The 21,113-nt window shown below is 63.8% G+C and carries 17 protein-coding genes; 14 read left to right on the top strand and 3 right to left on the bottom strand.

Going from position 1 to position 21,113, the window contains the following annotated elements; genetic code table 11:
• Window positions 1-58: 58 nt before the first annotated feature.
• The 6 genes from V6765_RS06675 to V6765_RS06650 all read left to right on the top strand — a co-directional run bounded on the left by V6765_RS06675 (window position 59) and on the right by V6765_RS06650 (window position 6,344).
• Window positions 59-919 (top strand): hypothetical protein, encoded by an 861-nt coding sequence (locus V6765_RS06675; protein ID WP_448427355.1) that lies wholly within the window; start codon window positions 59-61, stop codon window positions 917-919.
• A gap of 125 nt (window positions 920-1,044) precedes the next feature.
• Entirely contained in the window at window positions 1,045-1,977 is a 933-nt protein-coding gene (locus tag V6765_RS06670; RefSeq protein ID WP_230722653.1) for a ribose-phosphate pyrophosphokinase, read from the top strand.
• A 313-nt stretch (window positions 1,978-2,290) separates the two neighbouring features.
• Window positions 2,291-4,456 (top strand): sensor domain-containing protein, encoded by a 2,166-nt coding sequence (locus tag V6765_RS06665; RefSeq protein ID WP_448427354.1) that lies wholly within the window; start codon window positions 2,291-2,293, stop codon window positions 4,454-4,456.
• A 97-nt stretch (window positions 4,457-4,553) separates the two neighbouring features.
• Window positions 4,554-5,180, top strand: coding sequence for a bifunctional nicotinamidase/pyrazinamidase (pncA, locus tag V6765_RS06660; protein WP_448427353.1), 627 nt, complete (start codon window positions 4,554-4,556; stop codon window positions 5,178-5,180).
• A gap of 145 nt (window positions 5,181-5,325) precedes the next feature.
• A complete protein-coding gene (locus V6765_RS06655) occupies window positions 5,326-6,030 on the top strand; it encodes an AzlC family ABC transporter permease (protein WP_448427352.1) in 705 nt (234 codons plus the stop codon).
• Window positions 6,027-6,344, top strand: a complete 318-nt coding sequence (locus V6765_RS06650) for an AzlD family protein (RefSeq protein WP_448427351.1) — start codon at window positions 6,027-6,029, stop codon at window positions 6,342-6,344. Before V6765_RS06655 ends, V6765_RS06650 begins: the two co-directional genes overlap by 4 nt.
• Here V6765_RS06650 and V6765_RS06645 read toward each other — a convergent pair.
• Complete coding sequence (locus V6765_RS06645; protein ID WP_448427350.1) at window positions 6,334-8,169, bottom strand: aminopeptidase P family protein; 1,836 nt, start codon at window positions 8,167-8,169, stop codon at window positions 6,334-6,336. The genes V6765_RS06650 and V6765_RS06645 overlap by 11 nt on opposite strands.
• Before the next feature lie 290 nt (window positions 8,170-8,459).
• Between V6765_RS06645 and V6765_RS06640 the strand changes: the two genes are divergently transcribed.
• A complete protein-coding gene (locus tag V6765_RS06640) occupies window positions 8,460-8,627 on the top strand; it encodes a hypothetical protein (protein WP_347442671.1) in 168 nt (55 codons plus the stop codon).
• A 119-nt stretch (window positions 8,628-8,746) separates the two neighbouring features.
• Here the strand turns inward: V6765_RS06640 and V6765_RS06635 are convergent, their stop codons facing one another.
• The gene (locus V6765_RS06635) at window positions 8,747-10,393 is read right to left on the bottom strand and encodes an acyl-CoA dehydrogenase family protein (RefSeq protein ID WP_448427349.1); all 1,647 of its coding nucleotides are present in this window, start codon (window positions 10,391-10,393) and stop codon (window positions 8,747-8,749) included.
• A gap of 147 nt (window positions 10,394-10,540) precedes the next feature.
• On the opposite strand from V6765_RS06635, the gene V6765_RS06630 reads away from it, so the two are divergent.
• Genes V6765_RS06630 through dprA form a run of 4 tightly spaced genes read left to right on the top strand, consistent with a single transcriptional unit; the run spans window position 10,541 to window position 14,584 of the window.
• Window positions 10,541-11,479 carry an aspartate carbamoyltransferase catalytic subunit gene (locus V6765_RS06630; protein ID WP_448427348.1) on the top strand — a complete coding sequence of 313 codons (939 nt, stop codon included), beginning with the start codon at window positions 10,541-10,543 and terminating at the stop codon, window positions 11,477-11,479.
• The gene (locus V6765_RS06625) at window positions 11,479-12,768 is read left to right on the top strand and encodes a dihydroorotase (RefSeq protein ID WP_448427347.1); all 1,290 of its coding nucleotides are present in this window, start codon (window positions 11,479-11,481) and stop codon (window positions 12,766-12,768) included. The genes V6765_RS06630 and V6765_RS06625 overlap by 1 nt, the downstream gene beginning before the upstream one ends.
• A 15-nt stretch (window positions 12,769-12,783) precedes the next feature.
• Window positions 12,784-13,401: a glycerol-3-phosphate 1-O-acyltransferase PlsY gene (gene plsY / locus V6765_RS06620; RefSeq protein ID WP_448427346.1), complete on the top strand. Its 618-nt coding sequence runs from the start codon at window positions 12,784-12,786 to the stop codon at window positions 13,399-13,401.
• Between the two features lie 58 nt (window positions 13,402-13,459).
• Window positions 13,460-14,584 carry a DNA-processing protein DprA gene (gene dprA, locus V6765_RS06615; RefSeq protein WP_448427345.1) on the top strand — a complete coding sequence of 375 codons (1,125 nt, stop codon included), beginning with the start codon at window positions 13,460-13,462 and terminating at the stop codon, window positions 14,582-14,584.
• A 72-nt stretch (window positions 14,585-14,656) separates the two neighbouring features.
• On the opposite strand, the gene V6765_RS06610 is transcribed toward dprA, so the two are convergent.
• Window positions 14,657-14,821 carry a hypothetical protein gene (locus V6765_RS06610; protein WP_448427344.1) on the bottom strand — a complete coding sequence of 55 codons (165 nt, stop codon included), beginning with the start codon at window positions 14,819-14,821 and terminating at the stop codon, window positions 14,657-14,659.
• Between the two features lie 504 nt (window positions 14,822-15,325).
• Here V6765_RS06610 and topA point away from each other — a divergent pair.
• The 3 genes from topA (at window position 15,326) to V6765_RS06595 (ending at window position 21,082) form a co-directional block, all read left to right on the top strand.
• Window positions 15,326-17,968: a type I DNA topoisomerase gene (gene topA / locus V6765_RS06605; RefSeq protein WP_448427343.1), complete on the top strand. Its 2,643-nt coding sequence runs from the start codon at window positions 15,326-15,328 to the stop codon at window positions 17,966-17,968.
• On the top strand, window positions 17,965-20,256 hold the full coding sequence (gene rnr / locus V6765_RS06600; RefSeq protein ID WP_448427342.1) for a ribonuclease R: 2,292 nt from the start codon (window positions 17,965-17,967) through the stop codon (window positions 20,254-20,256). The genes topA and rnr overlap by 4 nt, the downstream gene beginning before the upstream one ends.
• Before the next feature lie 166 nt (window positions 20,257-20,422).
• Window positions 20,423-21,082: a 50S ribosomal protein L25/general stress protein Ctc gene (locus V6765_RS06595; protein ID WP_448427341.1), complete on the top strand. Its 660-nt coding sequence runs from the start codon at window positions 20,423-20,425 to the stop codon at window positions 21,080-21,082.
• The last annotated feature ends 31 nt before the right edge of the window (window positions 21,083-21,113 follow it).

Here is a 21,113-nt window from a genome sequence, read left to right as displayed (position 1 = left end):
CTGGCCTCCGGACCGGTTTTCCGGACGCCACCGGCGTTTTCCGGGAAGGGCAAGGCATATGGCGCGTGCGGCGAGCCTTCTACTCATCACCGGCCTGCTTGCGGCCTGCTCGACGGCCGACGTGCTGACGGTGGACGCGACGCCCCCCGAGACCGTCGGAAACGCGCCTGCCGCCCAGTATAATGCGCCCCCCGTGGCCGCCGCGCCGGCGGAAAACGTTGCCCGCCAGAGCCTCGCGCCGCCGTCGAGCGGCGCGCAGCAGACCTATAGCGCCCCGCCGCAACCGAGCTATCCGGCCACCGCTTCCAGCGCGCCGCGCTATGACGCAACGCCCGGCGTGGGGCGCCCGCCCAGCACATTCGGCGCGCAGGCGGCAAACCTCGCCCCGGCCCAGCCCGCCTATACCCCGCCGCCGCAACAGACTGCGGCGGCCCTCGCGCCGCAGACGACCGCCGTCGCGCAGGCCCAGCCCGCGCCGGCCGTTCAGCCTTCGGCGGCAAGCGCGCCCGCGCAGACAGCAGCCGCGCCGCGCGCTTCGATCGCCGCAGCCGAAACGCTCCGTTTCCTGCCGATCATCGGCGCGCCGTCCGACAAGCTGCAGCCGCTTTCCGCCCGCCTCGGCGAGAGCGCGCGCGCGGCCGGCCTTTCGATCGTCGCCATGGACGACGCGGCCGCCGATCTCAGCCTCAAGGGCTATTTCTCCGCCGTCGATCAGGAGGGCGTGGTCTCGGTGATCTATGTCTGGGACGTAATCGGCGAAAATGGCGTGCGCTTGCACCGCATCCAGGACCGGCAGGCGGCCGCGACCGGCGGCTTTTCCGGCTCCGATCCCTGGGCCGGCGTCAGCGCCGACATGATGGCGGCGATCGGCCAGAAATCGATCGGCTCGCTTCTGGCATGGCTCGATACGCAGGGCTGAGGCTCTGCTCGGCGTGCGGCGTGTCATAAAAAATTCGGAAAAGCCCAGAGACAGGTTGACTGCGGACTTGCTTTCGCGTTGATCCGCGTTAAAAAGCGACAGTCAGACTGAACGGGCGAGATGATATGAAAGTTTTCGCGGGCAATTCCAACCGACAACTTGCCGAAGCGATTTGCAATTATCTCAATGTGCCCCTGGGCAAGGCCAGCGTCAGACGCTTCGCCGATCAGGAAATCTTCGTTGAAATTCAGGAAAATGTGCGCGGCGAGGACGTTTTCGTCGTCCAGTCGACCTCGTTTCCGACCAATGACCACCTGATGGAACTCTTGATCATGATCGATGCGTTCCGCCGGTCGTCGGCGCGCCGGATCACCGCGGTTCTTCCCTATTTCGGCTATGCCCGCCAGGACCGCAAGCCCGGCCCGCGCACCCCGATCTCGGCCAAGCTGGTCGCCAATCTGATCACCCAGGCCGGCGCCAACAGGGTGCTGACGCTCGATCTTCACGCCGGTCAGATCCAGGGCTTCTTCGATATTCCGACCGACAACCTCTATGCGTTGCCCATCCTTGCGCGCGACATCAAGGCGCGGCGCAACCTCGACAATGTCATGGTCGTATCGCCAGATGTCGGCGGCGTGGTGCGCGCCCGCGCGCTAGCCAAGCGGCTCGACTGTCTGCTCGCCATCGTCGACAAGCGTCGCGAACGGCCCGGCGAGTCGGAGGTGATGAACATCATCGGCGATGTCGAGGGCAAGGAGTGCATCCTGATCGACGACATCATCGATTCGGGCGGCACGCTGGTCAATGCGGCAAGCGCGCTCCTTGCCAATGGCGCCCTTTCGGTCACCGCTTATATCACCCACGGCGTGCTGTCCGGCACCGCCGTCGACCGGATCACCGCTTCGAGCCTCGAGGAGCTGGTGATCACCGATTCGATCCAGCCGCGCGGCGACATGGTCGCCTCCTCCAAGGTCCGCGTGATTTCGACCGCGGCGCTGATCGGCGAAGCGATCAACCGCACCAGCCACGAATCATCGGTCTCGAGCCTGTTCGACTAGACCGGGCCGTTTTCACGGCGGCGCATACCTATCACAAGAAGACGTTCCACCGTCTTTCTCGGGGTTCCGGCACCAGTTTCGTGTCCTGAGCCAGCCTGCGCGTGTGCGTTGAATCGTATTCAAACGCATATTCCGCGACCGCGCCATTTATCAATTTTAAATTAGTTTCGCCTCATAGTGCCGTTCCGTTCAGGTTGTTCTCACCAAAGCAATTTCAATAAATCGGTTCGTTGCGAAGGAGGCTGTCATATATTCCGCATGCAGACAACGGACGTGCGTTCGCGGCTTCGCTCGGCTGGCATTGCTCGCTTTTGTGTTATTTGCCTCCCCTCTCCATGCCAGACCCCTCCCTTTCGCGTTCCCGCCCGCCATTGATGAGAGCCCGATGGCGATGTTCGTGGTCGACCCTGCCACCGGCGCGTTTCTCGCCTCCAACCGGGCGGCGCAGGCGCTTTACGGCTGGTCGCGGGAAGAGTTCCAGGCGCTTTCCGTTTCCGACCTGAACCAGATGCAGCAGTCGAAGGTTTCCGACGACCTCGACCAGGCCGTGCAGTTGCAGAAAAACTTTTTCGAGTTCAGCCAACGCCTGAAGGATGGCGAACTGCGCGAAATCAGCATGTTCAGCTGGCCGATTACCGAACAGGGCGAAACGCTGCTGATGTCGGTGGTGCTTGAAAGCCGGGACGCCGGCCGGACCTACGCCGTCATCGACTTCAACCGGCTGAACCTCGCCTTCATCGCCGTGCTGTGCATTCTCGGGGCGACGGTTCTGCTGCTGGTGTTCATCATATTCCGGCGTCGCAGGCTGGTGCGGGAGCTTGGCCGACAGCATCTGCTTTTGCGCGTGATGATGGATGCGATACCGGATCAGATCTATTTCAGGCGTCCCGACCGCCAGATCGTGGCCTGCAACCAGGCGGCCGCCGAATTTCTCGGCATGCCGGTGGAAATGATCGTCGGCAAGAGCGACCGGGAATTGTTCGGCGAGAGTGAGGACAGCCTGTTGCGGCAACAGGTCTTCGGCGCGATCGATGAGCGCGACAATCACGTCGTCCAGGGCGAGGTCACAAGCCCGACGGGCAAGAAACACACGCTTGAAATGTTCCGCGCGCCCGTGATTGATCCCAGCGGCAAGCCCTTCGGCACCGTCAGCATCTGGCGCGACATCACGGACCGGCGGCGCAATGAGGAGCGGATCGAGGCGCTCGCCTTCTATGACCCGCTGACCAAGCTTGCCAATCGCGCCAGGGCGCAGGAGGTCTTGCTGGATCTTCTCGCGACCCACAGACAGTCCAAGCAGCATATGGCGCTTGCAATCTTCGACCTCGACAATTTCGCCGCGGTGAACTCGATCTTCGGACACAATATCGGCGATGCGCTGCTCAGGGCGACCGGGCGGCGGCTGAGCAACACGATCGAGGCCGGCAGCTTTGCCGCGCGGCTTTCGAGCGACGAATTTCTGGTGCTGCTGACGGAACTGGGCGATGACCGGACGACGGCGCTGCAGACCGCGCAGGAACGGATCGACAGGCTGCACGAGAAGCTCTCCCAGAAGGCCTTCGTCAACAGCCACCACATTACGCCCAGCACCTGCGTCGGCGCCGTGCTTGTGGGTCCGGACGCCGAAAGCGCCAATGACGAGTTGCGCCGCGCCGACCTTGCCATGCACAACGCCAAGGCGAAGGGACGCGGCAGCATAAGCTGGTTCCATGACGACATGGTCGACCAGCTGGTATCGCGTTTCGACCTGGAAACCGCGCTGGAACGGGCGCTGCAGACCAACGGTTTCAGCATCTATCTGCAGCCGATCATCAATCGCAAGGCCTCGGGCCGTCACTTCGAGGCGCTGTTGCGGCTCGACCATCCCGAGCGCGGCGTCATCAGCCCGGGCGATTTCATCGATGTGGCCGAGAGCACCGGCCTTATCGTGCCCATCGGCGCCTGGGTTCTGGAGGAGGCCTGCAAGCTGCTCAGCGAATATCCAGACCTGCATCTGTCGGTCAACGTCTCTGTGCAGCAGTTCCTCCAGGAGGATTTCGTCGAGCAATTACACGCACTGCTGGAGCGCTATGATTTCGCGCCGAACCATCTCACGCTGGAGATGACCGAAAGCCTGATGATCGCCAATTTCGAGCTCACCCTGTCCCAGTTGATGGCGATTCGCGATCTGAAGATACGCCTGTCTATCGACGATTTCGGGACCGGCTACTCTGCCCTGCTTTACCTCAAGCAACTGCCGCTCGACGAGCTGAAGATCGACCAGTCCTTCATCTCCGGCGTACCGCATGACAGCAACGACACATCGCTGGTCGAGCTGATCATCACCACGGCGCACCACCTCGGCCTCGTAATCGTAGCGGAAGGCGTGGAAACGCCCGAACAGGAGGAATGGCTGCGCAGACATGGCTGCGAAAGCCTGCAGGGCTACCTGTTCAGCCGGCCGCAGCCGATCAAGCACTATCTGCCATCTTTCCATTGACCGCCATTCCGTGGCAGGCTGGCGGTAGAGTTCTTTTGGTCCGCGCGGCCGGAGGGAAAACCGGCGTCCACTGGACGCGCTACGGATGAGGTGAGTGATGAAAGCGCTGCTGCTGGTCGATATTCAGAACGGCTTCTGCCCGGGCGGCAATCTTGCCGTCGCCGATGGCGATGCCGTGGTGCCGGTCGCCAACCGGCTGATCGAAAATGGCGGCTACGGCCTGATCGTCGCCTCGCAGGACTGGCATCCGCCCGGCCACGGATCGTTCGCCTCCTCCCATCCCGGCAAGCAGCCCTTCGAGATGGGGGAGCTTTCCGGCAAGCCGCAGGTGATGTGGCCCGATCACTGCGTCCAGAACACGCCCGACGCCGACTTCCACCCCGACCTGAACGTTGCCGCGATCGACCATGTCCAGCGCAAGGGCGAGGATCCGAACGTCGATTCCTATTCCGCCTTCCGCGACAATGATCGCAACGCCGTGACCGGGCTCGACGCCTATCTGCGGCACAAATCGGTCGGAACGCTCGATATTCTCGGCCTGGCAACGGATTACTGCGTCCGGTTCTCGGCGCTCGATGCCGTTGCCATGCTGCCGGGCGTCAGGGTTCGTCTGATCGAGGACGGGTGCCGCGGGATCGATGCCGAGGGCGTCAGCGATGCGATCCGCGAGATGCGCGAGGCGGGCGTCGAGATCATCGACAGCAATGCCGCCATCGCCGGCTGAGAATTCCTTAATCCATCCATCAACCGAACTGATTTGTGTTGCCGGCCTCAACCGGCTAAGCGGTGAGAATGACCCTCAATGCCTTGATCCCAGCTTACCGCCAGATGCCTGCTTCTTGTTTGCCCGCCGACCGAAGGTTCCCGTTATGTCTGACACCTCCGAATTCCTGACCGGCATTCGCGCCGGGCTGGTGCCGACACTTTCGGCAGCACCCTTCGGCGTGCTGTTCGGCGCTGTCGCCGTGGCGCAAGGCCAAAGCGTGGCCGAGGCCGCGCTGATGAGCCTGACGCTGTTTGCCGGCGCGAGCCAGCTGGTGGGCGTCGAACTCTTCGGCCAGCGCGCCGCGGCCTGGATCATCGTGGCCTCTATCCTGGCGGTCAATTTCCGTCACGTGCTCTATTCGGCGGCGATAACGCCGATCATGTCGCGGTTTTCGCGGGTCGAGCGGTTGCTCGCCTTCTTCTTCCTGACCGACCCGCAATTCGCCGAAACGCTGAAGCGGGAAGACGCGGGCACGCCGGCGACCTTCGCCTGGTATATCGGTGTCGCCACATGCTTCTATACCTCCTGGAACGTCATGACGCTGATCGGCGCCACGCTTGGCGGTTTCATCGACAACCCGGAAGCGCTCGGGCTCGACGTTCTGCTGCCGATCTATTTCCTGAGCCTCGTGATCGGGTTCAGGCGCAGGGCCAATTATCTGCCTGTGGTGGCGGTCAGCGCCGTCTGCTCCGTGGTCGCCTTCCTGACCATTGGCTCGCCCTGGCATGTCAGCGTCGGGGCCATTGCGGGCATTCTGCTGGCCGCGGCGCTCCCGACGCAGCCTGCCGGCGAGGCGGAAAAGCCGTGAGCAATTTTACCGAAGAGCATATCATTCTGATCATTCTGGCCGCCGCCGTCGTTACCTATCTGACGCGTATCGGAGGCTATCTTCTGCTGTCGGTGGTCTCGCGCATTCCGCCGCGGGTCGAAGCGGCGCTCAACGCCATACCCGCCGCGGTGCTGACGACGCTGGTGGCGCCCGCCTTCTATGCCGGCGGATGGGAGACGAAACTCGCCATGGCCGCCGCGCTGCTGGTCGGGTTACGCTACACCTCGCCGCTGCCGATGATCGCCGTCGGCTGGGCGGTGGTGATGATCGCGCGCTATTTCGTCATCGCCTGAGCGGCCTTGTGGCCGCCTCCAGCCAGCGCCGCTCGGCCTCGCTTGCCGCAAGCGGCGCAAGTTTTTCGCGCACCTCGCCATGATAGGCATCGAGCCATGCGGTCTCTTCAGGGCTCAGCAATGCGGGCAGAATCAGCCTGAGGTCGATCGGGCACCATGTCAGCGTCTCGAAGCCGAGCATCGGGATTTCGCCGCCCTCGATCGGTTCGGCCTCTTTCACCAGAACCAGATTCTCGATCCGTATGCCGAAGGCGCCGGGGCGATAATAGCCGGGCTCGTTGGACAAGATCATGCCGGGCTTGAGCTCGGCCGAACCCAGCCGCGAAATCCGTTGCGGCCCCTCATGCACCGAGAGATAGGAGCCGACGCCATGGCCGGTTCCGTGGGCATAGTCGACGCCAGCCTGCCACAGCGCGGCGCGGGCGAATGGATCGAGATCCATGCCGCGCGTGCCCGCCGGAAAGCGCGCCCGCGAAATCGCGATCATGCCTTTCAGCACCAGCGTGAAGAATTTCTTCTGCGCTTCATCCACTTCGCCGACCGCAATCGTACGGGTGATGTCGGTCGTGCCGTTCTGGTATTGCGCCCCGGAATCCACCAGATACATCTCTCCGGGCTGGAGCATGCGGCTGGTCTCGGTCGTCACGCGATAATGGATGATCGCGGCGTTCGGGCCCGCGCCCGAGATCGTATCGAATGATATGTCGCGCAGCGGGTTCTGCATCCGCATCCCGGTCTCGGCGCGGGCCGCCTCTAGCGCGCTTGCCGCATCGATCTCGCTGACCGTGCCGGGCGTCTGGCCGTCGAGCCATGAGAGAAACGACACCATGACCGCGCCGTCCTGCAGATGGGCGGCGCGGGTGCCCGCCTGTTCCGCCGGGTTCTTGACCGCGCGGGCGGGCGCAACCGGATCGGGCGCGTTCTGCCATTTGCCGCCGGCCGCCTCTACGATCTGCAACACGGCGTAGGGCACCGCCGCGCGATCGATAAGCAGTGTTTCCCCCGCCGCCGCGATCGCTGCAAGCGCGTCGGACACGGCTTCGGGCGGCAGCAGGGCGGCGAGCGGCTGAAGGTGGGCGGCGGTCTCGCCGGCTACTTTTTCCGGCATCACGAACAGCATCGCCGAACCGTCCGCCTTCACGATCGCGCGCGACAAGGGGGCCGGCGTATGGGCCACGTCATTGCCGCGGATGTTGAAGAGCCAGGCAACCGAGGTCGAATCGGCGATCAGCACGGCGTCGGCTTTCTTCTCCTGCAGCATTGCGGCAATGGCGGCGATCTTGTCTTCGGCCGGCTGTCCGGCCAGATCTCCGCTCTGGACCGTGACGGGGGCTGAGGGCGCGGCCGGACGATCGTCCCAGATGCCATCGATCGGGTTCTCGGAAAGCAGCACCAGTTCGCCGCCGATATCGGCCAGCGCGGATTGCAGCTTCTCCACTTCCGCCGGCGTATGCAGCCAGGGATCGATGCCGAGCTTCAACCCTTTCGGCTCGTGCGCGCCAAGCCATGCGGGCGGCGGGCAGCCGACGAGATCGCCGGCGGTGATGAGGTCGGCATCGGTCTGGGCGGCAAGCTGGGTGGTGTAGCGGCCATCGACGAACACCACGGCCTGCTCCTCCATCACCAGAGCGACGCCCGCAGAGCCGGTAAAGCCTGTCAGCCAGGCCAGCCGCTCGGCCGATGGCGGCACATATTCGCCCTGATACTCGTCGGTGCGCGGCACCAGAAAGGCGTTGATGCCCAGCGCTGGAAACAGCGCGCGCAGGGCGGCGATGCGGGGTGCGGCCTGTTCGGGGCGGGAGGATACGTCGAAGGACTGAAACATGAATGGGTACCACCGGATAATTGTCGGCGCGACGATAGCCGATCGCGGACCGGATCGGAATCGCTTTCCGCCGTATTTTTCCGCGGATGCATTGCCGCGCCAAGCATGCAAGAGGCGCATGGCTCCCATGACCCAGCCCACCTGCCTCAACGCCGGGCATGCATCTATATTGGGCACAGTTGATCGATGAAGGCCTCGCGCCGAACCGGAATTCCGGTTTGCAAGCGGCAGGGCCGAGTGGATCGGCGGCTGACACCGCATTCCGATCATCAAGACAGGGAGTTACCGAAATGGGCTTTTTCCGCACCGCCTACAAGAACCTTACCGAGGCCCGCCAGCGTCAGGCAGACCGTTTCGTCGCCGGCGCTCTGCTGCGCCTTGACGACGTGTCGCTCAATGAGATCGGCAAATCCCGCGCCGAACTGACCGACAAACGGCCTGGCCGCACGCGCCTCTAATCTGCTTTAGCGCTTAACCGTTGAATATTGCGCCTGCTTGAGCTTGCTCGCAGGCGCAATGTCGTTTTGAAAGGCCGCCCCCTCTGGGGTGGCCTTTTCTGTTTGTAGTTCGCGTTAGCTCAGTCGACTTCGGGAAACAGCAATTCGACGATGTAGCTCGGGTCGAAGCGGGTATCGAGCATGCCATAGGTCGAGCGCCAGCCGGCGGCGAGGCGGGTCTCAAGGAAGGCATCGGCAATCCGCCCGGCCCCAAGCCGGTAGAGTTCCGCGGCGCCCGCGGCGAGCGCCAGTTGTTCGATGAAGATACGGGCAGCACTTTCATCGCTCTTGCAAAGCGCCATCGCGGCGCGCAGCAGTTCCACGATCTTGCCCCCCGAGGCGCCCAGGTCGCGCGCGATGACCTGGAACACGGCCTCGAACAGTTCACCGCCATGTTCCACGACCCGGCGCAGGTCAAGCGCCATCAGGTTGCCGCCGCCGTCATGCATCGCAAGGCCCGGCGCATCGCGATAGTGGCGGGCAATCGGCCGGTCCTCGACGAAGCCATTGCCGCCCATCGCCTCCATCGCCTCGGCCACCACGGCGGGCGCAATCTTCGTCGTCCAGTATTTGGTGACCGGGGTCATGACCCGGGCGTAGGCGGCCTCCTCGGCGCTGTCGCGGGCGCGGTCGAAGCTTTCGGCAAGCCGGAACGACAGCGCGCCTGCGGCGGCGACATCGAGCGCGAGATCGGCGAGTACCCGCATCATCAGCGGCTGGACCACCAGCGTGCGCCCGGCCACCTTGCGCCCCCGCGCGGCATGGGTCGCCTCGGCGACGGCCGCCCGCATCATCCCCGAGGCGATCACGGCGCTGTCGAGCCGCATCAGCGTCAGCATGTCGAGGATTGTCCTCAGCCCGCCATCCGGCGCGCCGAGCAGGAAGCCGAAGGAATCTGAGAATTCCACCTCGGCGGCGGCGTTGGAACGAAGCCCCAGCTTGTCCTTGAGGCGCTGATAGCGCAGCGCATTGCCCCTGCCCTCGTCCAGAAGCCGCGGCACAAGGAAGCAGCCGGGCTTGCCGTCGACATCGGCGAGCATGATGAAGGCGTCGCTCATCGGCGCGGAGACGAACCATTTGTGGCCGGAGAGCCGATAGACCCCTTCGCTGACCCGGTGCGCCTTGGTGGCAAGCGCGCGCATGTCGCTGCCGGCCTGCTTCTCGGCGATGGCAAGCCCGATTGTGGCGGACGCCTTCTGGTTCTGGGCGCGATTGGTCGAATCATATTTGCGCGACAGGATTTTCGGCGCCCATTCATCGCGCAGTTGCGGGGCTGCGGCGAGAACGGCGAGCGAGGCGGAGGTCGATGACATCGGCTCAAGATGGCCGCATTCGAGCTGGGCGGAGAGGAAGAGCCGGACGGCGCGCAGCTTGTGCGCCTTGGATTTGGAATCGGCATCACGCGGCGGCTCCCATAGCAGGGAATGCAGGCCGGACGCCATCGACCGGCGCATCAGCGCGTGCCAGGCGGGATGGAAGGAGACGATATCGAGCCGCTCGCCCGCCGGCCCGTGGGTCTTGAGCTGCGGCAGGCTGGTATTGGCCATCTGCGCCAGTTCCTGCGCATCCGGCGAGGTGACGTAGCGTCCGATCGCATCGAACTCCTCGCGCAGCGGTTTACCGAGGGAGCGCGTCAGATCGCCAAGCAGCGGGTCAGACTGGAACGCGTTGAGGTTGCTCCACGGTCGCGGCTGGTTCAGGGTCTTGTAAATGTCGGTGTCTGCCATCGGCGCACACATGGTTCCATTTTCAGCTTATCCGCAGTTGGCATGCTTCGATATCATCTGTCAAAGCTTGCGGCGAGGCCGGCGAGCCATTATAGACGCCAGGACTTCTCCCGACGGACCGCCCGACCTCATATGGAGGAAAGCTTCATGGTCTTCTTTCCCCACCGACATCTGATCGGCATCAAGGGGCTTTCTCCCATCGATATCAACACCCTTCTCGACAAGGCCGAAGAGGCAATCGCCTTCAACCGGTCGCGCGAGAAGAAAAATTCCGTGCTGCGCGGGCTGACCCAGATCAACCTGTTTTTCGAGGCCTCGACCCGGACCCAGGCCTCGTTCGAGCTCGCCGGCAAGCGGCTCGGCGCGGATGTGATGAACATGTCGGTCGGCAATTCCTCGGTCAAGAAGGGCGAAACCCTGATCGACACGGCGATGACGCTGAACGCCATGCACCCGGATGTGCTGGTGATCCGCCATTCCTCGGCGGGCGCCGCCGAACTGCTCTCCCAGAAGGTCGCCTGCTCCGTGATCAATGCCGGCGATGGCGCGCATGAACACCCGACCCAGGCGCTGCTCGATGCGCTGACGATCCGCCAGGCCAAGGGCCGGCTCGACAATATCGTGGTGGCGATCTGCGGCGATATACTGCATTCGCGCGTCGCCCGCTCCAACATCATCCTGCTCAACACGATGGGTGCCAGGGTGCGGGTCGTGGGCCCCGCGACGCTGCTGCCCTCCGGCATCCGCGACATGAGCGTCGAGGTCTGCGAGACGATGGAGGAAGGGCTGAAGGGCGCCGATGTGGTGATGATGCTCCGCCTCCAGCGCGAGCGCATGTCCGGCGCGTTTGTGCCATCGGTGCGCGAATATTTCCACTTCTGGGGGCTCGACCGCAAAAAGCTGAAGGCGGCCAAGGAGGATGCGCTGGTGATGCATCCCGGACCGATGAACCGCGGCGTCGAAATCGCCTCCGATGTCGCCGATGGTCCGCAGAGCGTGATCGAACGACAGGTTGAAATAGGGGTCGCCGTGCGCATGGCGGTGATGGAAACGCTGATGCTTTCGGAAAACGGAGGGCCGCGCTAATGAAGCCGCTCGTTCTGAAAAACGCCCGCATCATCGACCCCTCGCGTGATCTCGATGAAACCGGCACGGTCATCGTCGAGGACGGTCGCATTGCCGCCGCCGGGGCCGATGCCATGAACCAAGGCACACCGGAGGGCGCGGAGGTCGTCGATTGCAATGGCCTTGTCGCCACGCCCGGCCTCGTCGACGCCCATGTCTTCGTCGGCGAACCCGGGGCGGAGCATACCGAAACCATCCGCTCGGCAAGCCAAGCGGCGGCGGCAGGCGGCATCACCTCCTTCGTGATGATGCCGGACACGCAGCCGCCGATCGACGATATCGCACTGCTGGAATTCGTGCTGAAGACCGCGCGCGACAATGCCGTCGTCAACGTCTACCCCGCCGCGGCCCTGACCAAGGCCCTCAAGGGCGACGAGATGACCGAGATCGGCATGCTGAAGGCGGGCGGCGCGGTGGCATTTGCCAATGGCCGCTATTCGCTTTCCGACAACCGGGTGCTGCGGCGCGCCATGACCTATGCCCGCTCCTTCGACGCGGTGGTGGCGCTGGAGCCGCGCGACCGCTATCTCTCCGAAACCGGCGTCATGAACGAAGGCCTGTTCGCAAGCTGGCTCGGCCTTTCCGGAACGCCGCGTGAAGCCGAGGTAATCCCGCTGGAGCGCGACCTGCGGCTGGCGACCCTTACCAAGGCCCGCTACCACGCAGCCCTGATCTCGGTACCGGAATCGGTCGAGGCCGTCGGCGTGGCGCGCGATCGCGGCGCTTCGGTTTCCAGCGGCATCTCGATCAACCATCTGACGCTGAACGAAAACGACATCGGCGAATACCGCACCTTCTTCAAGCTGTCGCCGCCGCTGCGCCAGGAAGAGGATCGGCAGAAGATGGTCGAGGCGCTGAAGGACGGGCTGATCGACATCATCGTTTCCTCGCATGATCCGCAGGACGTCGACACCAAGCGCCTGCCGTTTTCGGACGCCGAGGACGGCGCGATCGGGCTTGAGACCATGCTTGCCGCCGCGCTTCGCCTCCACCACAGCGGCGACGTGCCGCTGATGCGGCTGATCGATGCGATGTCGACGCGACCGGCCAAACTGTTCGATCTCGATGCCGGCTCGCTTCGCACGGGCGCGAAGGCCGATATAACCCTGATCGATCTCGACGAGCCCTGGGTGGTGACGCCCGACCGGCTGGTTTCGCGCTCGAAAAACACGACATTCGAAAATGCCCGCTTTTCGGGACGGGCCGTCGCGACATATGTTGGCGGTATCAAGATCCATCAGGCGGATTGACCGGAAGGGGACGACGTGCCGGCATTTTTTTCATTCGATCTGACCGCGACGCAGGCCGCGATTGCGCTTGCCGGCGGTTACCTTCTGGGCTCGATCCCGTTCGGCTATCTGATCACGAAGGCCGCTGGCCTCGGCGATATCCGCGGCATCGGCTCCGGCAATATCGGCGCCACCAATGTGCTGCGCACCGGCAAGCGGCATCTGGCAGCCCTTACCCTGGTGCTCGATGCGCTGAAAGCGACCTTCGCGGTGATCCTGGCGACCGCGCTTTACGGCAGCGATGCCGGGCTTCTGGCGGGCGCGGCCGCCTTTATCGGCCATCTGTTTCCGGTCTGGCTCGGCTTCAAGGGCGGCAAGGGGGTTGCGACCTATATCGGCGTGCTGCTCGGCGTCGCGCCGGCGGCGGTGCTGATCTTCGCCTTCGTCTGGCTGCTGATTGCCCGGCTTTCGCGCTATTCCTCGCTCTCCGCGCTGATTGCGACGCTTGCCATCCCGGTTGCCCTGTGGATAATGGGCCTACCGCAGGTTTCACTGGTGATGGCCGTTTTGACGGTGATCTCATGGTGGCGGCACAAGACCAATATCGAGCGCCTGATTTCGGGCACCGAGAGCAGGATCGGAGACAAGGGGTGACAGTAAGGGGGATTTTCCGCATCGGGGCCGAACGGTCTCCATCCACGGAAACGCCCCTTTGACACCCCGGTCCGGCATCGCCCTGTCGGAAAGCCAGCGCATCGCCTGGCTTCGCCTCATCCGCAGCGACAATGTCGGCCCCGTCACGTTTCGCGAACTTATCAATCATTACGGCAGCGCCGAGGCGGCGCTGGAGCGTTTACCGGAGCTTGCCGTGCGCGGCGGCGCGCAGAAGCGATTTCGGGTGGCAAGCGTTGCCGAGGCCGAAGCCGAGCTGGAAACCGCCGCCCGCCACAAGGGACGTTTCGTCGCGATCGGCGAGCCGGACTATCCGCCGGCGCTGCGCGCGATCGACGGCGCGCCGCCGCTTCTGGCGATGTCCGGCAGCGGCGATGTCGCGACCCGGCCCGCACTCGGCATTGTCGGCGCGCGCAACGCCTCGGTCGCCGGCGCGAAATTCACCGCCATGATCGCCAGTGCGGCGGCCGGCGCCGGCTACACCGTGGTCTCTGGCCTTGCGCGCGGGATCGACGCCGCCGCCCACCGCGCGAGCCTTGCCCACGGAACGCTGGCCGCGCTTGCCGGCGGCCTCGACCGCCCCTACCCGCCCGAGAACATCGAGCTCTATCGCGCCATCTGCGAGGATGGCGGCGTCGCCATCAGTGAGATGCCCTATGGCTGGGAGCCGCGCGCCCGCGACTTTCCCCGTCGCAACCGGCTGATCGCCGGCTGCTCGCTCGCCGTCGTGGTGATCGAGGCGGCAAACCGCTCCGGCTCGCTGATCACCGCCCGGCTTGCCAATGAATGCGGCCGGCTGGTGCTCGCCGTGCCGGGCTCGCCGCTTGACCCGCGCGCGCAGGGGACCAACGGTCTGATCAAGGAGGGCGCAATGATCGTGTGCAGCCCGGAGGACGTGCTGGAGGCGCTGGCGCCGCTGTCCCAGATGGAACTGCCGATCCGGGGCGGAGCCGACGAGGAGGAGACCGAAGACCTGCCGCCCGCCGCCCCCGATGATGACGACCGCGCACGCGTCGCCGAGGCGCTGGGCCCCAGCCCGTGCGAGATCGATGACCTGATACGCTTCACCGGCGTGAGCCCCGCCGCCGTTCAGCTGATCTTGCTGGAGCTGGATCTCGCCGGCCGGCTGGCCCGCCATCCCGGCGGCAAAGTTTCACTGATCTGAGGCACGAGTGCTCCAGCCAAAAAATGATAGCGCTAACAGAACTGCACCAAAGGTATTCGGTCAGAACCGAATTCAGCCCTTGCCGACCGACGAGGCGAGCACCTGCGTCTGCAAATCCCCGGCCTCGATATAGGCCATGTCGATCAGGTAGCAGAGCATTTCCGCGCCATCCTTGTTTGAAAGCCGACGCAATTGGCCCAATATCTGCCGGATATAAATGATTTCCTCCTCGGTCAATTTTTGAGAACCTTCGCGTTCGGCTGGAAAGGACGACATACAAACACCTATTTTTCGGCTACGGATCGAATCCGAACCGCACTTTACTCATCCGGCCAAACAATACCGCCAAAGGTCAGGATTGCAATTACAATTAGTATTCTCCTTAGGTTGTATTAGCGTGTAGACATGCAAAAATAGCTCCCAGGGCTTGACCCGGCCGCCATCTCTGTCCATCTCGTGGGCGACCGGCCGGAACAGTAAATGCAGCTTGAAACAGCCCAAAAATGTCTATTCTGCTTGATCTCCCGGCGAAATTGGTAGAAGCGGAGACGACGGTTGCCATCAGGCGAACGCCTCGGTAGCGTTCTCCGACAAGCGGGACGCCCCGTCATATCCGCCATCTGCCTGGATGCGCCTTACGGCCGCCAAGCCGGCGGGCACGGCCGAGCGCGCGAGCGATAATTTGCCGCGAAGATGCGGGCGTCGAACGAAATTTCGATGCAGACCCAGGATACGGATTACATGGACGTTGTTGTTGTAGAGTCGCCCGCAAAGGCCAAGACGATCAACAAATATCTCGGCAAGGACTACAAGGTTCTCGCCTCCTTTGGCCATGTCCGCGACCTGCCCGCCAAGGATGGATCGGTCCTGCCCGATGATGATTTCGCAATGTCGTGGAAGGTCGATACTGCCTCGACCAAGCGGGTCAAGGATATCGCCGATGCGGTCAAGAGTGCCGACGGCCTGATTCTCGCAACCGACCCGGACAGGGAAGGCGAAGCCATTTCCTGGCACGTTCTCGACCTCCTGAACAAGAAGAAGCTGCTGAAGGACAAGCCGGTCAAGCGCGTCGTCTTCAACGCCATCACCAAGAAGGCGGTGTTAGACGCGATGGCCCACCCGCGCGACATCGACGAAGCGCTGGTGAACGCCTATCTCGCCCGCCGCGCGCTCGATTATCTGGTCGGCTTCAACCTGTCGCCGGTGCTCTGGCGCAAACTGCCCGGCGCGCGGTCTGCCGGCCGCGTGCAATCCGTGGCGCTGCGTCTCGTCTGCGACCGTGAGAACGAGATCGAACGCTTCGTCCCGGAAGAATACTGGAACATCGTCGCCGATCTGAAGACCGTGCGCGGCGATGCCTTCGAGGCCCGCCTGGTGCAGGCCGACGGCAAGCGCGTCCAGAAGAATTCGGTGAAGAACCAGGAGCAGGCCTTCCGCATCCGCGACCTGCTCGAGGGTGCGACCTATTCGGTGGCGAGCGTCGAGGCAAAGCCCGTCCGCCGCAATCCCGGCCCGCCCTTCACAACCTCGACCCTGCAGCAGGCCGCCTCGTCCCGCCTCGGCTTTTCCGCCTCGCGCACCATGCAGGTGGCGCAGCGGCTTTACGAAGGCATCGCGGTTGGCGGCGAGACGGCGGGTCTCATCACCTATATGCGTACCGACGGCGTCTCCATGGCCCCGGAAGCCGTGACAGCGGCGCGGGACGCGATCGGCGACCAGTTCGGCGCCCGCTATTTGCCCGAGAGCGCCCGGCATTATTCGGTGAAGGCGAAGAATGCGCAGGAGGCCCATGAGGCGATCCGTCCCACCGACTTCACCCGCACGCCGCAATCGGTGAAAAAATACCTCGATTCCGACCAGTTCCGGCTCTACGACCTTATCTGGAAACGTGGCATCGCGAGCCAGATGGCGTCGGCCGAGATGGAGCGCACCACCGCCGAGATTACCGCCGCCAAGGGCGGCGAGAGCGCGGGCTTGCGCGCCGTCGGCACGGTCGTGAAATTCGACGGCTTCCTGGCCGCCTATGCCGACAATCGCGAGGAGAAGACGCCGTCTGACGAGGATGAGGACGACGGCCGTCTGCCCGAGATCAACCAGGGCGAAAACGTCGACAAGGACAAGATCCGCGCGACCCAGCATTTCACCGAGCCGCCGCCGCGCTATTCGGAAGCCTCGCTGATCAAGAAGCTGGAAGAGCTCGGCATCGGCCGCCCTTCGACCTATGCCTCGACGCTGGCCACCCTGCGCGACCGTGAATATGTCACGATCGAGGGCCGCAAGCTGACGCCCGAGCCCAAGGGCCGGCTGGTGACGGCTTTCCTCGAAAACTTTTTCAACCGCTATGTCGAATATGATTTCACGGCCGAGCTTGAGGAAAAGCTCGACAAGATTTCCGACGGCTCGCTCGAATGGAAGCAGGTGCTGCGCGATTTCTGGAAAGACTTTTATGCCCAGGTCGAGGGCACCAAGGAACTGCGCGTCACCAATGTTCTGGATGCGCTGAACGAAGCGCTGGCGCCGCTGGTGTTTCCCAAGCGCGAGGACGGCGGCGATCCGCGCCAGTGCCAGGCCTGCGGCACCGGCCAGCTTTCGCTGAAGCTCGGCAAATACGGCGCTTTCGTCGGCTGCTCGAACTATCCGGACTGCAACTTCACCCGCCAGCTTTCCGGCGATGCCGAGGCCGCCAATGGCGGTATCAACCCGAACGAGCCCAACGAGCTTGGTGCCGATCCGGAAACAGGCGAGATCGTCACCCTGCGCTCCGGCCGGTTCGGCCCCTATGTCCAGCGCGGCGACGGCAAGGAGGCCAAGCGCTCCTCGCTGCCGAAGGGCTGGAAGCCCGAAGATATCGACCTTGAAAAGGCGCTCCGGCTGCTGGCGCTGCCGCGCGATGTCGGGCCGCATCCCGAAGACGGCAAGATGATTACTGCGGGCCTTGGCCGTTACGGACCTTTCGTGCTGCATGACGGCACCTATGCCAATCTCGAAAGCATCGACGAGGTGTTCGAAGTCGGCGTCAACCGCGCCGTTTCGGCGATTGCCGACAAGCGCGCCAATGGCGGACGCAGGCGTTCGGCCCCGGCGGCGCTGAAATCGCTGGGCGACCATCCCGATGGCGGCGAAGTCACCGTCAATGACGGGCGCTACGGGCCTTATGTCAAATGGGGCAAGATCAACGCGACCATCCCCAAGGGCACGGACCCACAAGCGATCACCATGGAAGAGGCGATCCCGCTTCTGGCCGCGCGCGCGGAAAAAGCAGGTATAAAGAAGCCCGCCAAGAAGACCGCGGCGAAGAAGACGACCGCGAAATCCAAGACGGCGACAAAGAAAACGGCCAGTTCGAAGAAGAAGACGGCCGAGGCTGAAAAGAGCGACAGTTGAGCGCAAAACCAACCGCCTCCCGGTCCCGCAAGCCGGATGAGATCATTCACGGCGAAGTGCCGCCGCGCGATGTTCTGTTGAAGTTCATCGCCGACAATCCCGACCGCGCCTCCAAGCGCGAGATCGCCAAGGCGTTCGGGATCAAGGGCGACGATCGCGTCGTGCTGAAGGCGATGCTGCGCGAGCTTGAAGACGAGGGCCTCTTGCAGAAGAAGCGCAAGAGCCTGATGCGGCCGGGCGCCCTGCCCCCGGTCACCGTGCTCGACATCACCACCCGCGACAAGGATGGCGAACTGATCGGCCGTCCGGCCGAATGGCCGGTCGAGGAAGGTGCTGCGCCGGCCGTGCTGATCCGCCAGCAAGGCGGCGGCAAGAACGGCAAGCGCAAGCCGGCAAGCGCCGGCATCGGCGACCGCGTGCTCGCCAAGATCTTCCCGTCGAAATCCGAAACCGGGCCGGCCTATACCGCCCGTGTCATCAAGGTCATCGACAAGCGCCGCACCGCGGCGCTCGGCGTGGTCCGCATTCTGGATGACGGCTCGGCCCGGCTGATGCCGATCGACCGGCGCGACGACGAAGTCGAGATCGCCAACCTTGCCGGCGCGAAGGATGGCGACCTTGTGGAAGTCGATGTCCAGCGCTCCGGCCGTTTTGGTCTTGCGCGCGGTTCCGTGCTTTCCGTGGTCGGCTCGCTCGCCTCGGAAAAGGCGGTGTCGATGATCGCGATCCATGCCCACGGCATTCCGCACATCTTCCCAAAAGAGGTGCTCGACGCGGCCGATGCGGCAAAGCCCGCCACCATGTCGCACCGCGAGGACTGGCGCGATGTGCCGCTCGTCACCATCGACCCGGCCGACGCCAAGGACCATGACGACGCGGTCTTCGCCGAGCCGGACACGCGACCGGAAAACGAGGGCGGCGTGATCGTCACCGTCGCGATTGCCGATGTCTCATACTACGTCCGCCCGAAATCCACGCTCGACCGCGAAGCGCTGAAGCGCGGCAACTCCGTCTATTTCCCGGACCGCGTCGTGCCGATGCTGCCCGAGCGGATTTCCAACGATCTCTGCTCGCTGCGCGAAGGCGAGGATCGCCCGGCGCTTGCCGTGCGCATGGTGTTCTCGAAGGAAGGTCGCAAGGCCTCCCACACCTTCCACCGGATCATGATGAAGAGTGCGGCAAAACTCTCCTACCAGCAGGCTCAGGCCGCGATTGACGGCACCACCGACGACAAGACCGGCCCGCTTCTGGAGCCAGTGCTGAAGCCGCTCTGGGCCGCCTACAAAACGATGACGATCGGCCGCGACCGTCGTCAGCCGCTGGAACTCGACATGCCGGAGCGCCGCATCCTGCTGAAGGATGACGGCACGGTTGACAGGGTGGTTGTTCCGCCCCGCCTCGATGCGCACAAGCTGATCGAGGAGATGATGATCCAGGCGAATGTCGCCGCCGCCGAAACGCTGGAGCAGAAGCGCCAGGCGCTGATCTACCGCACCCATGACGCTCCGTCGCTCGCCAAGCAGGAGACGCTGCGCGAATTTCTGGCAACGCTCTCAATCCCGCTGGCGAAGGGCGGAAATCTGCGCGCCAACTCGTTCAACGGCATCCTGTCGAAGGCCGAGGACAGCCCGCACAAGGACATCGTCAACCAGATGGTGCTGCGCTCGCAGAGCCAGGCGGTCTACTCGCCGGAAAATATCGGGCATTTCGGCCTGAACCTGATGAAATATGCCCATTTCACCTCGCCGATCCGCCGTTATGCCGACCTGATCGTCCACCGCGCGCTGGTCGCCGCGCTCCATCTCGGCGAAGGCGGGCTGACGGCCGAGGAGGAAGCGCAGCTCGACGATATCGCCGCCGAGATTTCGACCTTCGAGCGCCGCGCCATGGCCGCCGAACGCGAGACCGTCGACCGGCTGATCGCGCATCACCTAGCGGGCCGCATCGGAGAGAGTTTCGATGGCCGGGTCGCGGGTGTCACCCGTTCCGGCCTGTTCATCGCCCTGCCGGAATATGGCGCCGACGGCTTCATCCCGGTCTCCACGCTTGGCAGCGACTATTTCGTCCATGACGAGGTGCGCCAGGCGCTGGTCGGCGAAAAGTCCGGCCTCGGCTACCAGCTCGGCGACGATGTCGAGGTCCAGCTTGTCGAGGCCATCCCGCTTGCCGGCGCGCTGCGCTTCGAGATGCTGAGTTCCGGCAAGAAACTACCGGCTGCAACCCGCTCTTTCCACAAGTCCAAGCGCGGTCGCCCGATGCGCGGCGGCAGACCGCGCGGCCGGCGGTAGCGCATAGCGGCACGGCGCTTGCCTTTTGACACCGCGTCGGATATAGGCACAGCGTTCGCGCAGACACCCTTGGAGGCAGCGCGAATGAGGGCCGGCAACGGCGCTCCGCTTTGCGGCTCTTTGGTATTGCCGCAAAACGCTCCGCACACAACCGAAAGGAATTGCTATGAGCAGCACCACTTCTGTGCTCACAGCCGAAGCGCGCGAACGGGTTGGTAAGGGGTCCGCCCGCGAACTGCGTCGCAATGGCATGGTCCCCGCCGTGATCTACGGCGACAAACAGCCCCCGGTTTCCATCTCGATCTCGCGCAACGAGATCACGAAGCTGATCTTCGGCGGTGGATTCATGACGACCACCTTCAACGTCGAAGTCGGCAAGGACAAGTACATGGTCCTGCCGAAGGACTATCAGCTCGATCCCGTCCGCGATTTCGTCATGCATGTCGATTTCCTGCGCATTTCGGAAAAGAGCATCGTGACCGTCGCCGTTCCGGTTCACTTCATCAATGATGAAACCTGCCCCGGCATCAAGAAGGGCGGCGTTCTCAACATCGTCCGTCACGAAGTCGAATTCCACTGCCCGGCGAACGCGATCCCCGACAGCATCACGGTCGATCTCGGTTCGGCCCAGCTCGGCGACAGCATCCACATTTCGTCGGTCGACCTGCCGAAGAATGTGACGCCGGTCATCACCGACCGCGACTTCACGATTGCCACGATCGCAGCGCCCGCCGGCCTCAAGTCCGACGAAGAAGAAGATACGGTCGAGGCAGACGAAGTCGAAGCGACTGCACAGTCTGACGACGATAATTCCGACGAAGATTGATCCCGTCCACGATCTGCAGATAAGGACCGCG

This window comes from Martelella sp. FOR1707 (assembly GCF_053484265.1).
The sequence above is the reverse complement of the archived record's forward strand: the minus strand, read 5'-3'. Positions and strand labels throughout refer to the sequence as shown.

What these genes read in the sequence shown, in the direction of transcription:
- V6765_RS06675 (WP_448427355.1), top strand. Translation starts at nt 59, where the DNA reads ATGGCGCGTGCGGCGAGCCTTCTACTCATCACCGGCCTGCTTGCGGCC.
- V6765_RS06670 (WP_230722653.1), top strand. Translation starts at nt 1,045, where the DNA reads ATGAAAGTTTTCGCGGGCAATTCCAACCGACAACTTGCCGAAGCGATT.
- pncA (WP_448427353.1), top strand. Translation starts at nt 4,554, where the DNA reads ATGAAAGCGCTGCTGCTGGTCGATATTCAGAACGGCTTCTGCCCGGGC.
- V6765_RS06655 (WP_448427352.1), top strand. Translation starts at nt 5,326, where the DNA reads ATGTCTGACACCTCCGAATTCCTGACCGGCATTCGCGCCGGGCTGGTG.
- V6765_RS06645 (WP_448427350.1), bottom strand. Translation starts at nt 8,169, where the DNA reads ATGTTTCAGTCCTTCGACGTATCCTCCCGCCCCGAACAGGCCGCACCC.
- V6765_RS06640 (WP_347442671.1), top strand. Translation starts at nt 8,460, where the DNA reads ATGGGCTTTTTCCGCACCGCCTACAAGAACCTTACCGAGGCCCGCCAG.
- V6765_RS06635 (WP_448427349.1), bottom strand. Translation starts at nt 10,393, where the DNA reads ATGGCAGACACCGACATTTACAAGACCCTGAACCAGCCGCGACCGTGG.
- V6765_RS06630 (WP_448427348.1), top strand. Translation starts at nt 10,541, where the DNA reads ATGGTCTTCTTTCCCCACCGACATCTGATCGGCATCAAGGGGCTTTCT.
- V6765_RS06625 (WP_448427347.1), top strand. Translation starts at nt 11,479, where the DNA reads ATGAAGCCGCTCGTTCTGAAAAACGCCCGCATCATCGACCCCTCGCGT.
- topA (WP_448427343.1), top strand. Translation starts at nt 15,326, where the DNA reads ATGGACGTTGTTGTTGTAGAGTCGCCCGCAAAGGCCAAGACGATCAAC.
- V6765_RS06595 (WP_448427341.1), top strand. Translation starts at nt 20,423, where the DNA reads ATGAGCAGCACCACTTCTGTGCTCACAGCCGAAGCGCGCGAACGGGTT.